Consider the following 13,175-nt stretch of genomic DNA (forward strand, 5'->3'; position numbering starts at 1 on the left):
AGCAAAGCCAGCGCTCGGACGTTGGCAATAGCAGGAGTAACTATGTCTCGCAGAATTATGTTGATCCCCGTGGGCACGAGTGTGGGCCTAACTACGGTCAGCATGGGTCTTGTTCGCGCAATAGAAGAACAAGGAATAAAGCTTAATTTTTTCAAGCCGGTGGCGCAGCCAAGAAAGGGCGACAATGGAGAAGAGCGCTCTACGGCAATTATTGCCCATCATGCTAGCGTATCACCAATCGAACCGTTCGAACTTGAGTACGTTGAGCGCATGATCAGTACCGACAATACTGATGAGCTGTTAGAAGAAATTATAGAGCGGTTTGAAGAAAAGAGCGTTCAAGAAGCGGTAACCGTGATAGAAGGGCTAGTGACCACGCGTCATCACCCCTACGCGGAGCGTTTAAACCTTGAAATCAGCCGTGCTCTTGATGCCGATATTGTTTTTGTGGCCGTGCCTGGCAACGAGTCGACAACAGACATTAATCATCGCCTTGAAATCGTTGTAGATACCTATGGCGGTCATAAAAGTCAAAAAGTGGTTGGCTGTATCTTTAACAAGGTTAATGCGCCTTTTGATGAACATGGTCGCCTTCGCGCTGATATTGGTGCAATAGAAGCGCCAGAGCACGACGAAGAGCGTACGCAGGCATTACGTGACTTGCCTATTTTCAAAAAGGGTTTAAGCCTTCTTGGTACGGTTGATTGGAGCGCAGACTTAGTGTCTCCTCGCGCTACCGATGTGGCAAAGCACCTAAATGCAACCTTGCTCAACGAAGGCGAGTTGGCAGAACGCAGATTAAGCAGCGTTACTTTCTGCGCGCGCGAGATTCACAATATGACGCATACCTTAAAGCCGGGTGCGTTACTTGTGATGTCAGGCGATCGCGGTGATGTATTTGTGTCTTGCTGTTTGGCTGCGCTAAACGGCACTAAGCTGGGCGCGCTATTACTTACAGGTGGCTATCAGCCCGATGAAAATATCATGGCGTTGTGCAGCCAAGCCATGGAAACAGGCCTGCCGGTCATGCTTGTAAATTCGAATACATGGCAAACAGCCCAAGCACTTCACGCATTCAACCAAGAAGTACCGGTTGATGATAGCCAGCGTATTGAGAAAGTGATGGTGCATACAGCGGAAAGCTTAGATGCCAGCTGGGTTAACTCACTAACGCAAAAAGTTTCTCGCCAGAAGAAGCTATCTCCATCGGCGTTCCGTTTCTACCTTACTAACCGTGCAAGACAGGTTAACAAGCGTGTTGTGCTGCCAGAAGGGAATGAGCCAAGAACCGTTGTTGCTGCATCAATCTGTGCAAAACGTGGTTTAGCACGACCTGTGCTTATTGGTGATGAAACAGAAATTCGCCGAGTAGCAGAGCAACAGGGTGTAGTATTGAGCGATGGCGTAGAAATTGTTTCTCCAAGTGAGATAAAAGATAACTATGTTGAAGGTCTAGTGGCTCTTCGCGGACACAAAGGCGTTACTGAAGTAGTTGCAAAAGAGTTATTAGAAGATAACGTGACCTTAGGCACAATGATGCTTCAGCAGGATGACGTAGACGGATTAGTATCTGGTGCAGTAAACACCACGGCGAACACTATTCGCCCAGCGCTTCAGTTAATTAAAACTGCGGAAAATGCCTCGTTAGTATCGTCAGTATTTTTCATGCTTCTGCCTGACCAAGTTTTAGTTTACGGCGACTGTGCCATTAACCCTGACCCCAATGCTCAGCAACTAGCCGACATAGCTATTCAGTCTGCGGAATCGGCGCAAATGTTTGGCATTGAACCACGGGTAGCTATGATAAGTTACAGTACTGGCTCGTCAGGTGCAGGTAGCGATGTAGAGAAAGTGCGTGAGGCAACTAAAATTGCGCAAGAACTACGCCCTGATTTACTTATCGACGGTCCGCTTCAATACGACGCTGCAGCCATTGAAAGTGTAGGTAGAAGCAAAGCTCCAAACAGCCCGGTTGCCGGTAAAGCAAACGTGTTTGTTTTCCCAGACCTAAATACGGGTAATACCACTTATAAAGCGGTACAGCGTAGCTTCGACTTAGTGTGTATTGGCCCTATGCTGCAAGGTATGAGAAAGCCAGTTAACGATTTAAGCCGCGGTGCGTTGGTGGACGATATTGTATTTACCATTGCACTTACTGCTATTCAGGCTGCGGGTAACGCTTAATCAAATACAGTGAACTACCTGTGACTTAAATACTAGTCAAGGTTTAGCAAAAACGGCGCAGCTTCAATGGAAGTTAGCGCCATTTTTTTGCGCTTTTAGTTGTATTTTACTCACCCATCAACTTGTCATTATTAAGGGAGATACTGTTATTATTTGTATCTTTGGCACTTATGATTACAAAAACATCGTTGATAAAATCTAAAGCAATCTTGACCCTTCCGTTTTGCTCTCCACTTTTTAGTGCTTCTAAAGATGTGTAAAAAATTGCATTCAAGTCCAGGTCTAAATCTTTACCTTTTGGTAATTCAACGGCTTGTAGAGATGAGTCCAAAATCGCTAAAACATCTTTTTTCGCTCCACCAACAAACCAGTCATATACATCGTTTCGTTGGTAGTTAGCTGACAAGAATTCGTAGGGAGAACCTTTAACTAAAATGAGGCCCTTAGAGACATAGCCAGATTCGCTGTCGTCAGTATTATGAGAATAGTGGGGGTGAGTCGAAGATATTTTGTGTGTTTTACTATCTAAAGATGAGTCGTATAGCTGGTTAGAAAAGTTAGCGATATAGGCCCCGAGTGCATCTCTGAAGCGAAAATAGAGGTCTATGTCACGTTGTTCATTAATTGAAAAATTGACAGAGGTGGTGTTTGTAACAGGTTCTCCATCGCCATCAATTTCTAAACTCGTGTGAAATTTATGTGCGGTCGCATTCCTGAAGTTTATGACGGCTATATTGCTCGAGCCGGCTCTTTTCTGGCTCTGTGCTGCTGTCCGCTTCATTTCGTCATAGGTACATCCATTACATGGGGTAAGTTTAATAGTAGCGCTGGCTTCATAGCTGACGAATGTTGTCGCTAGAACTACAATTACTGAAAATAATATAGCCCTAAGATTCATAGCTTCTCCTTCAATTCCTTGGATAGACGAATTCTTTTAGGTTAAAACGACTCATTAGTAAAATTAATACCGCAAACTCAGCCCTATTTGTATTTTAACCTATAAAAGTTAGACGGGGCATACATTGGCATAGCATAAACTTTGTTTCAACTTGTTTACATTGAGCAATCAGCGCTGCCTTCGTTTAATTAAGACCGCGCAAACAAACAGTAGAATAACTATAAACGAAACACCTAACTCTTGAAGATGGTAATACGGTGTAAAACCGCGCGTTGCGACAACAGGAGTCTGAAATATTACCGGCCATGAATTGAGGTAGGCGGGCTGTCACTTCACCTTTGTGGTCTATAAAAGCAGTAATACCGTTATTTGTTGCCCTAACTACAGGGCGCCCCAACTCAAGGGCACGCATTTGCGCAATCTGCAAATGCTGCGCAGGACCGTGAGAATGTCCAAACCACGCATCGTTACTTACTGTAATGATCATGTCTGTATCTTCATATACGTTTGCCATAACTTGATGAGGAAACGCAATTTCAAAACAGATAGCAGGTGCTAGGTGAATGCCATTGGCTTCAAGATTAGCTTGCTGATAATCACCACGAGAGAATGACGACATAGGCAAGTCGAAAAGAGGGGCCAGGGGGCGAAGCCAGTCTTCAAAAGGCACAAACTCACCAACAGGTAATAGATGGTGTTTGGAAAAGCGGTTATTGTGGAAATATTGGTAATCAGGGTACGTAGCATCTGGCGTACGTTTACCTAGCACAATGAGATTATTCCACGCCTCGTCGGTTTCCCAGTTATAGTTAACAATGCCAGTGATAAGCGCGGTGTTTTCTTTAAAAGCTCTTTCATTAACTTTGGCAAGATAAGGTTGGGCTAAAGGCTCAAGCTTAGGAACGGCCGCTTCTGGCCAAATAATTAGGTCGTTACCCCATAGGCTTTCGGTTAGCTTCCAGTAGGTGTCCATAGTAGGGCCATCTTGCTCTGGCACCCATCGCAAGCTTTGCGCAATATTGCCCTGCGCCATGCCTACAGAATAGGTTTTTTTTGGGGTAACCCAAGTATGCTGTTTAAGCAGATAGCCACTGGTAAACAAGCATAGTGCAACCAGCACTGCGTTGGCGAAAGTTCGCTTATTGTGAATCAGTGCAAATAGGGTAGCGCTAATAACGATAAGCGCGCTTATACCTGTTTCCCCAATAATAGGCGCAAAACCAGACAGTGGACTTTCTAGCTGGCTATAGCCTAAAGATAACCACGGAAAGCCACTTAGCATCCAGCTTCGCAACCACTCGGCCACAACCCAGAAAAAAGGCAGTGCCATGGGCCACAACTGGGGAGAGAAATACTTGGCGGTGAATTTGGTGGCAAGCGCTGGGTATAGCGCCAAATATCCACAAAGTAATGCCATTAAGGCAATGGAGCCGATAAGAGGTAGCCCACCAAAGTCGGCGATACTTACGTGTACCCAGCTTATACCAGCGCCAAACCAGCCTGCACCAAATAACCACCCAGCTATAAACGGTCGATGTTTCAGCTTGATAACTTGACGTATAGCAAGTGCGAGGGCAGGTATAGTTAAAAGCCACATATTAAATGGGGCAAAAGCCAGCGTTAAACTTGCGCCGCTTAACACAAGAAGAAAATGGGGGATAAACCGTTTCAGCATAGAAGTCATCTGATGGTGGTTGATAGGTTTTGTTTTACACGGGGCAAGCGCCTAAAAATTCGCGCTACCCTGTGCTGAAATAAACGTTATTGTGACGACGTCTCTATTCCAATGAAGGCACTGAAACCTTAAGTTGAATAAGTCGGCGCTTATCAGAGTTAGTCACTTTAAACTGAACATCTCCAATGGTGATTTCATCATTGGTTTCAGGCATATGACCAAACGCTTTAAGCACAATACCACCAATGGTATCGGCTTCTTCTTCGCTAAATTTGGTTTCAAAAAACTCGTTAAAGTCATCCACTGGGGTTAACGCTTTAACCGAGTATGTCGATTTATTTAATGGGCGAATATCATCGGTACCGTCTTCTTCGGTATCGTACTCATCTTCAATTTCACCCACGATAATCTCTAGAATATCTTCGATAGTCACCAAGCCAGATACACCGCCGTATTCGTCTACAACAATGGCCATGTGATAGCGCTGCTGACGGAACTCTTTAAGTAGAACGTCTACTCGTTTGCTCTCTGGAACGATAACCGCTGGGCGAAGAATATCGCGAAGGTTAAATTCTTTTTCTGCATTGAAGGCAAAGGAAAGCAGGTCTTTTGCAAGCAAAATACCTTCGATATGGTCTTTATCTTCACTTATAACAGGAAAACGTGAGTGGGCAGATTCAAGCATCACCGGTAGAAATTCTTCTACTTTTTGCTCTACATCTATGGTGGTCATTTGAGCGCGAGGGATCATGATATCCCTCACTCGCATTTCATTTACCCCAATTACCCCTTCAATCATTTCGCGGGTTTGTGGGTCTATGATGTCGTTTTGTTCAGCATCAGTAATAACCGATACTAACTCTTCTTTACTTTTCGGCTCGCCAGAAATCGAATTTTTTAGTTTATCTAACCAACTCTTGCCTGATGAGCCGTTGGTAGAGTGAGGATTATCGTCGCTCATAATGTCCGTTTAATTGTTAGGTCAACGCCAACGTTAAAATGGTTCGTGCTGGTCGTCAATGTTTTATTGTTATTAAGTGTTAATTTACTTATATAACAAATGGTTATGGTTATTTGTTAATCGTTGACTTCATAAGGGTTATCTATGCCAAGGCTAGCAAGAATATCAATTTCTTTGCTTTCCATTTCCTCGGCATCTACATCGTCAATATGGTCATAACCCATCAAATGCAATAGCCCATGAACCGTCATGTGCGTGTAGTGATCGCTCACTTTCTTTTGCTGTTCTTCAGCTTCACGGCTAATGACCGGGGCACAAATAACTAAGTCGCCTAATAAGTTTAATTCAATGCCCGGAGGCGCTTCGAAGGGAAACGATAGCACGTTTGTCGGTTTGTCTTTGCCTCGGTACTCATGGTTGAGGCTTTGGCTTTCTGCTTCGTCGGTAAAGCGAATGGTGACTTCTTGCCCGTTCAACCCTTCATACTTGAGCACAGCATTAGCCCAAAGCTCAAGTTCTGAAGGTGACGGAATGGCAGATAAGATAGTCTCGTCACCTTCAAACGCTTGTTGCACATCAATAATGGCTGTCACGATGCACTGTCATCTTTGGTTTGAGCGTCGTTTGATTGCTCAGGGCTGTTACCATCAGTTAGCTCAGGGCTGTTACCGTTAATTAGCTCAGGGCTATTATTACTAGTTGGCTCAAGGCTATTGTCAGTACTAGGCTCAAGGCTGCGCGCTGATTGTTCACGCTGAACACGCAACGCTTCTTCTTTTTTCGCTTTTCGAATACGCTCTTGCTCAGCGTCATGCACTTCGTAAGCTCTTACAATGCGCGCAACCACAGGGTGGCGAACCACATCTTCAGCATGGAAGAAGTTGAAAGAAATGTCATTTACTTCGCTTAATACCTCGATGGCGTGGCGAAGGCCTGATTTGGCACCGCGAGGTAAGTCTACCTGCGTGATATCACCAGTAATCACCGCTTTCGAATTAAAGCCAATACGGGTTAAGAACATTTTCATTTGCTCTACCGTGGTATTCTGGCTTTCATCCAAAATGATAAAGGCGTCGTTTAGCGTACGACCACGCATATAGGCTAACGGCGCAACTTCAATAACATTACGCTCCATCAGCTTTTCAACTTTCTCGAAGCCAAGCATTTCAAATAGGGCGTCGTAAAGCGGTCGCAAGTAAGGGTCTACTTTTTGCGAAAGATCGCCAGGCAAGAAACCAAGCTTTTCACCTGCTTCAACCGCGGGACGGGTAAGCAAGATTCGGCGAATTTCTTGGCGCTCAAGCGCATCGACAGCAGCGGCAACAGCAAGGTAAGTTTTACCTGTTCCGGCAGGTCCAATACCAAAGGCAATATCGTGGTTAACAATGTTTGCCACATACTGCGCTTGATTAGGGTTACGCGGCTTTATAACACCGCGCTTAGTTTTAATATTGATCTCTTTGCCATAACCACCCGTTGCGTCTTTTTCAATAACGCGGGCTTCTTGAATGGCAAGATGAACTTGCTCTGCTTCTAGCTCAGGAATACGACCCTTAATAGGTTGTGTTTCTATATAAAGAAGCTTAAGTAATTCGCTAGCACTTTTTATTTGCTGCGGTTCACCCAACACCTTGAACGCGTTATTTCGGTAAGTAATTTCTACTCCCAGCCTGCGCTCAATTTGTTTAATGTTGTCATCAAAGGGGCCACATAAACTCGACAAACGTTTGCTATCTGCCGGTTCTAAATCAAATTCGTTACTAACCAATGTACTCAAGCTACTCTTTTCCTCGCTATAAAATTGTTTTTAGGCTGGGTTAAATTGACCCACGCCAAGTTCATTAGGCAAATCTGCCTGATGCTTTGCCATGATAGATTGGGGCGAAACTGCAACACGCAAGCCCATTTCACTTTCTCTGCGCACAACTTCACCACGTAGTGAGTTGGTAAATACGTCTGTGATGTTTACATCAACGAATTCGCCAATCATGTCAGGTGTGCCTTCAAAGTTTACTACACGGTTGTTTTCAGTACGTCCAGAAAGCTCCATTGGGTTTTTCTTAGACGGGCCTTCAACCAAAATTCGCTGCTCAGTGCCAACCATGTGACGCGCAATACGAAGTGCTTGCTGCGTAATACGCTGCTGTAGTAAGTGAAGACGTTGCTTCTTAGTTTCTTCACTTACATCATCCACTGCATCGGCAGCAGGTGTACCTGGGCGAGCACTGTAAATAAAGCTGAAGCTAAGGTCGTAATCCACGGCCTGAATTAAATCCATAGTAGCTTCAAAGTCGGCATCGGTCTCACCAGGGAAGCCAATGATGAAGTCGCTCGACAAGCTAATGTTCGGGCGAATTTTTTTCAGCTTACGCATTTTCGACTTATATTCAATTGCCGTATGGCCACGCTTCATCAGGTTCAAAATACGGTCAGAACCGCTTTGAACAGGCAAGTGCAGGTGGTCTACTAACTCAGGGATAGACGCGTATGCTTCAATGATATCGTCAGTAAACTCAACCGGGTGAGATGTGGTGTAACGAATACGGTCGATGCCATCGATAGCAGCTACTAGCTCTAGTAATTCAGAGAAACGACAAATTGTGCCGTCGTAATTGTCACCGCGATACGCGTTAACGTTTTGACCAAGAAGGTTTACTTCACGTACGCCTTGACCTGCAAGCTGTGCAATTTCAAGTAGCACGTCATCAACAGGGCGGCTTACTTCTTCACCACGGGTGTACGGTACTACGCAGAACGTACAGTATTTTGAACAGCCTTCCATAATTGAAACGAATGCCGTGGGGCCTTCAGCACGTGGCTCAGGCAGGCGATCAAACTTTTCAATTTCAGGGAAGCTCACGTCAATCACTGACTTTGCGCCGCCTTGAAGTTCGTTGATCATTTCAGGCAAACGGTGCAGCGTTTGAGGGCCAAAAACCAAGTCTACGAACGGCGCACGTTGGCGTATAGTGTCACCTTCTTGTGAAGCCACACAGCCGCCTACACCAATAATAAGTTCAGGCTTGTCTTGCTTTAACGTCTTCCAGCGACCAAGTTGATGGAAAACCTTCTCTTGCGCCTTTTCACGAATAGAGCAGGTGTTAAGCAAGATAACATCGGCTTCTTCAGCACTTTGTGCAGCGCTAAAGCCGTGCGTTGAGTCTAGTAAGTCTGCCATTTTTTCCGAGTCGTACTCGTTCATTTGGCAGCCCCAGGTTTTGATATACAGCTTTTTAGTCATAACAACTATTCGATAACCTGTTAGTGTTCCTGTAAGTGAATGCAGTATCACCTTGGTTTAGCTAAGGTGTCTGCCAGAATGTTATTCTGCATAGGGCGTTTAGAGCGCCCATGCAAAAAGCATCGGAAATGTCAGTTACAGGAAGATGTTCAAAATAGCCGCATATTTTACCTGTTATGCAGGCATATTCCCAGTGTCTTACGACGATTCGTGAAGAATTGATCTAAGCCAAGCCTGTTGTACGTTTTACTTCACAGCGCTTTGTGTTTTAAGACATAATGCAAGTGCGTGTTTTAAGGAGAGTAAATGGTCGATTTTTGTATAAATGGCGGCGGTATGGTGGGTGCAGCACTCGCCCTAGGTCTGGCCCAACAGCAGTTTAAAGTAGCGGTAATCGAGCCTTATTTACCTGCAACATATAAAGCTGAAGATGGCCCAGACTTGCGGGTCTCAGCTATAAGCGAGGCATCGGTTACCCTATTAAAAGCATTGGGTGCGTGGGAGCATATTGCTGCCATGCGCGTGAAGCCCTACACAGGTTTAAGTGTATGGGACCATCCGTCTCATCGAACAGATTTTACCGCACAAAGTATCGACATGCCTCAGCTGGGTTTCTTTGTAGAAAACCGATTGTTGCAATTAGGTTGCCACGAAGCACTAAAACAGTATGAGAATGTTGAGCTTATCAGTGACCACACAGTGCAAGATTTTCAGTTAGCCAATTCTGCTACCGTTGAGCTATCTAGCGGAAGAATGATAGAAGCTAAGTGGCTTATTGGTGCCGATGGTGCAAACTCTCAGGTAAGAAAGGCGGCCGGTATTGGCAACACAGGTTGGCAGTATGCCCAACAGGCAATGGGTATAACAATCAAAATGGAAAAGCCTGTAGAGCCTGTGACCTGGCAGCAATTTACCTCAAGCGGCCCAAAAGCGTTTTTGCCTATGTTCGACAATTATGCCTCGCTTGTGTGGTACGACTCGCCTGACGAACTAAAACGTATAAAAAGTTTAAAAGCGAGCCAACTTGAAAGTGAAATCCTTAAAACGTTTCCTGATGAACTCACTAAAAATGACAACGGCTTTTCTGTTGTAGATAAAGCAGTTTTTCCGCTTACCCGTTCTCATGCTAATCACTATGTTAAAGGCTGCTGTGTGCTAATTGGCGATGCAGCGCACACCATTAACCCATTGGCTGGGCAAGGCGTGAACTTAGGTTTTAAAGATATAGAGGCGCTTTTATCTGTTACCGCTAAGGTTAATTCGAACCACAGCACTGGTGAACTTTCGCTTACGGATAAACGATTTTTGCAAATGCTCACCAACGACTATGAAAGGCCACGAAGGCGAGATAACTTGGTAATGATGAGCGCAATGGATGGTTTTTATACCTTGTTTAGTAACGATATTGCCCCCATTAAATGGGTAAGAAACCAGCTGCTTTCTGTGGCGCAGCGCATGGAGCCTGCTAAACAACAAGTGCTTAAATATGCGATAGGGTTACGATAATGGAAGTATTAATTTTACTGGCTGTATTGTTCGGTGCATTGGCATTAATTATACCGCTAATTGAGCGCTCTAAGATGCGTATCAGTAATGAAGACGCGGCCAAATGGGCAAAGTGGATTTGGCCTTTAATGGGAATATTACTTGTTGCGCAATTATTGCGTTTGCTCTTCTCCTAAAAACTTTTGCTTAGGTTTGTAAAGTCACAAAATCTTGCCATTTGCTTAAGCTAACTATATTCATAATTAAAAAGGTTCAAAGGAATGACCGTACAATTCTCGCAAGGGTTCTCTAATCAATGTCCGTTAGTGAGTTTAAAAGGCTATAGCCTCTACTATATTTGGCAAGGGCACCCATTAGAAGAAGGCGAAAAACATTTTTATCAGTTGAAGAGTAAACCTGACCCCGAAAAGGTTGAGGTGATGTCAGCTTGTTGGGATGGCTATACAGGCAGTTACCAGCTGAGTGTTGAAGGAAGGCTTGTTCTTACTCATTTTTATTATTATCTTCCCGACGGTTTAGGGGAGTCTGATGCCTTACTTGAGGAGCTGCAAGGCGACTTTTACTTAGAGTTTAGAACCCACTTTGAAGGTGACCAGTTATACGTCCCCTTTGTCGATGGTAAAGTAATTGATGACCAAGAACAGTGGGTTGAAATAAAGCGGGCCCAATTTGACTCAAAAGCAAGCGAAAATAACTTTTTCGCTTGGATAAAGAGAGTCATTCCGGGTCGTTTGTTTAATTAAGCCATATTCTATGCAACTGCTTTTAAAGCACTTATTATGAAAATGCGCTGTTTCAGCCTGTTTCAGCCCCTTTCAGCCGGCATTCACTTCAATGTGTTTGTTGAGGCCATTGCCCTTTTAAATCGATTATTACTTTGTCGATCATCTCAATAGTAGCTGCGTTTTCATCTTGCATAAGCGCAAAAGCTCGTAAACCTACGAATTGATTTTGAAGCCACTCTGCGGCCAGTTTCGTTGGTGTATGTTCGGGCAGCTCACCTTTCTCGATACAGGCTTCTATAATATCTCTGAAACCAGCCTTAAGAGTTTGCATGCTTTTTAGCACTGCTTTTTTGGCAACGTCACCAATGATATCTAGTTCTGCAATAGACTTAACTAGCAAGCACTGGCGCATATAGCGCTGTTCATCAGGGCCAGTTAATGCCGTTTCAAAAAAGCTATAAAGCGCATTTAAAGGCGATTCGGCCTGTGCTACTTGCTCTAAACGGTCTGCGCTATTTTGTGCATACTGTTCAATAACAAGCTTGAATAAACCTTCTTTACTTTGAAAGCGAGCGTAGATACTGCCGGGGCGCATATCTAACGCTTGCTGAATATCGCGCATACCCGCAGCATGAAAGCCTCGTTGCCAAAAAAGCGTAGTGGCTTTTTCAATAATGTCATCGTGATCATATTTCATAGCTGCATACCTTATACGTGAATATTTTGAACATGTGTTCAATTATCGCTTGAACGATCGTTCAAGTAAACATATTATTGCTCTCACACTAAAGAGGTAAGGGTAACCAAAAGGGTTACTTTAATTTCTAGTCACATCAATAGGAGAGTGATATGAGCGATTTTAAATTACATACAAAAGAGACAGCGCCAGAAGCGGCAAAGCCACTAATTGATAACTCGGTTAGCGCATTCGGCATGCTGCCTAACTTGCACGCTGTAATGGCAGAAGCGCCAACGTTGCTTGAAGGTTATCAAGTACTACACAAGCTAGCGCAAGAAACGTCGTTTAACGCAGAAGAACTAACAGTAGTTTGGCAGGCAGTAAACGTAGAACACGCATGTCATTACTGTGTACCAGCGCATACCGGCATTGCTAAAAGCATGAAAGTAAGTGATGACTTAATTGAAGAGCTACGCAACGATGAAACACTTTCTGATAGCAAATTGAATACGCTAAAAGAGACCGTACTTGCCGTAACTCGCGGACGAGGCAATGTTGATAGTGCGCAGCTAGATGCGTTTTACAGTGCTGGCTACAAGCACCAGCAACTACTTGAAATTATTCTTATTTTGGCGCAAAAAGTGATGAGTAACTATACAAACCACTTAGCCGAAACACCGGTTGATGAGCCGTTCAAGCAATTCGAATGGTCACCTAAATAAGAAGTCCATTTCAGAGAAACAAAGGCTCCGCTTTTGTTTCTCCACTGATTATTGTGCTGGTCGTTACTTGTACAAGCGCAAGCATCTTAAAACGGCCAGCAATCCCGCACTAAAAAATACATAAATTAGAATCGCAGAAAGCATGACATTTTTCTTCACTGGGTTTTTCCAAGTTTGACTGCGCTAGCTGAATGGTCTTAATTAGCCAACGTTTAGCTGCATCTGTGTCGTTAAACACTTCAACGTTATCTCCAGCTCGCTCGTAAATACTGCTGAAATGTTGCGTGGCGAAACTGGGCGAGTTTGACTTTTCAACAATAAGCGCCGTGCCTACTCTACCGTTTTCTATATCTTTTTTTACAAGCTCAATAAGGTGTGCCTCTGCATCAGGCACATGTATGGGTTCACCATAAATGCTTGCCATGACTCCCCATGGGGCGCCTCTTAGCTCTTCCAATATCGACTTAGCTTTGTCGGTTGAGTGTTGAAGCGCTTCAATATTCCAAGGGCCATGTCCTTCGAGAATGAGTATGCGATCTTCCCGGTGAACATACACTTCACCGTGGGGCATGAAACGGGCCATT

The 13,175-nt window shown here is 44.3% G+C and carries 11 protein-coding genes and 2 pseudogenes; 5 read left to right on the forward strand and 8 right to left on the reverse strand.

The window, feature by feature from the left end; translation table 11 throughout:
* The first annotated feature begins 42 nt into the window (after positions 1-42).
* Positions 43-2,184 carry a phosphate acetyltransferase gene (pta, locus tag ACYX4W_RS10435; protein WP_476073137.1) on the forward strand — a complete coding sequence of 714 codons (2,142 nt, stop codon included), beginning with the start codon at positions 43-45 and terminating at the stop codon, positions 2,182-2,184.
* A 106-nt stretch (positions 2,185-2,290) separates the two neighbouring features.
* Here the strand turns inward: pta and ACYX4W_RS10440 are convergent, their stop codons facing one another.
* The 6 genes and pseudogenes from ACYX4W_RS10440 to miaB all read right to left on the reverse strand — a co-directional run bounded on the left by ACYX4W_RS10440 (position 2,291) and on the right by miaB (position 8,959).
* Positions 2,291-3,082 (reverse strand): hypothetical protein, encoded by a 792-nt coding sequence (locus ACYX4W_RS10440; RefSeq protein ID WP_476073138.1) that lies wholly within the window; start codon positions 3,080-3,082, stop codon positions 2,291-2,293.
* Positions 3,083-3,250: 168 nt separating this feature from the next.
* Positions 3,251-4,757 (reverse strand): annotated as a pseudogene (gene lnt / locus ACYX4W_RS10445) (apolipoprotein N-acyltransferase).
* Between the two features lie 103 nt (positions 4,758-4,860).
* On the reverse strand, positions 4,861-5,718 hold the full coding sequence (gene corC / locus ACYX4W_RS10450; protein WP_269916243.1) for a CNNM family magnesium/cobalt transport protein CorC: 858 nt from the start codon (positions 5,716-5,718) through the stop codon (positions 4,861-4,863).
* 116 nt (positions 5,719-5,834) lie between these two features.
* Complete coding sequence (gene ybeY, locus ACYX4W_RS10455; protein ID WP_474855708.1) at positions 5,835-6,311, reverse strand: rRNA maturation RNase YbeY; 477 nt, start codon at positions 6,309-6,311, stop codon at positions 5,835-5,837.
* 95 nt (positions 6,312-6,406) lie between these two features.
* Positions 6,407-7,495: pseudogene (locus tag ACYX4W_RS10460) on the reverse strand (PhoH family protein); the annotation flags it as partial.
* 30 nt (positions 7,496-7,525) lie between these two features.
* Complete coding sequence (miaB, locus tag ACYX4W_RS10465; protein ID WP_474807655.1) at positions 7,526-8,959, reverse strand: tRNA (N6-isopentenyl adenosine(37)-C2)-methylthiotransferase MiaB; 1,434 nt, start codon at positions 8,957-8,959, stop codon at positions 7,526-7,528.
* A 306-nt stretch (positions 8,960-9,265) separates the two neighbouring features.
* Here miaB and ACYX4W_RS10470 point away from each other — a divergent pair, with 306 nt between their 5' ends.
* From ACYX4W_RS10470 to ACYX4W_RS10480, 3 genes are all read left to right on the forward strand, one after another.
* Positions 9,266-10,465 carry an FAD-dependent monooxygenase gene (locus ACYX4W_RS10470; RefSeq protein ID WP_476073139.1) on the forward strand — a complete coding sequence of 400 codons (1,200 nt, stop codon included), beginning with the start codon at positions 9,266-9,268 and terminating at the stop codon, positions 10,463-10,465.
* The gene (locus tag ACYX4W_RS10475; RefSeq protein ID WP_162889809.1) at positions 10,465-10,641 is read left to right on the forward strand and encodes a hypothetical protein; all 177 of its coding nucleotides are present in this window, start codon (positions 10,465-10,467) and stop codon (positions 10,639-10,641) included. Before ACYX4W_RS10470 ends, ACYX4W_RS10475 begins: the two co-directional genes overlap by 1 nt.
* An 84-nt stretch (positions 10,642-10,725) precedes the next feature.
* Positions 10,726-11,208, forward strand: coding sequence for a hypothetical protein (locus ACYX4W_RS10480; protein ID WP_476073140.1), 483 nt, complete (start codon positions 10,726-10,728; stop codon positions 11,206-11,208).
* An 88-nt stretch (positions 11,209-11,296) separates the two neighbouring features.
* Here the strand turns inward: ACYX4W_RS10480 and ACYX4W_RS10485 are convergent, their stop codons facing one another.
* A complete protein-coding gene (locus tag ACYX4W_RS10485; RefSeq protein WP_474807650.1) occupies positions 11,297-11,887 on the reverse strand; it encodes a TetR/AcrR family transcriptional regulator in 591 nt (196 codons plus the stop codon).
* A gap of 152 nt (positions 11,888-12,039) precedes the next feature.
* Here ACYX4W_RS10485 and ACYX4W_RS10490 point away from each other — a divergent pair, with 152 nt between their 5' ends.
* On the forward strand, positions 12,040-12,591 hold the full coding sequence (locus ACYX4W_RS10490) for a carboxymuconolactone decarboxylase family protein (RefSeq protein ID WP_474855717.1): 552 nt from the start codon (positions 12,040-12,042) through the stop codon (positions 12,589-12,591).
* Positions 12,592-12,700: 109 nt separating this feature from the next.
* On the opposite strand, the gene ACYX4W_RS10495 is transcribed toward ACYX4W_RS10490, so the two are convergent.
* Positions 12,701-13,174 (reverse strand): hypothetical protein, encoded by a 474-nt coding sequence (locus tag ACYX4W_RS10495; protein ID WP_476073141.1) that lies wholly within the window; start codon positions 13,172-13,174, stop codon positions 12,701-12,703.
* Between the last annotated feature and the right edge of the window lies 1 nt (position 13,175).

This window comes from Alteromonas sp. ABH4_454 (assembly GCF_056311775.1).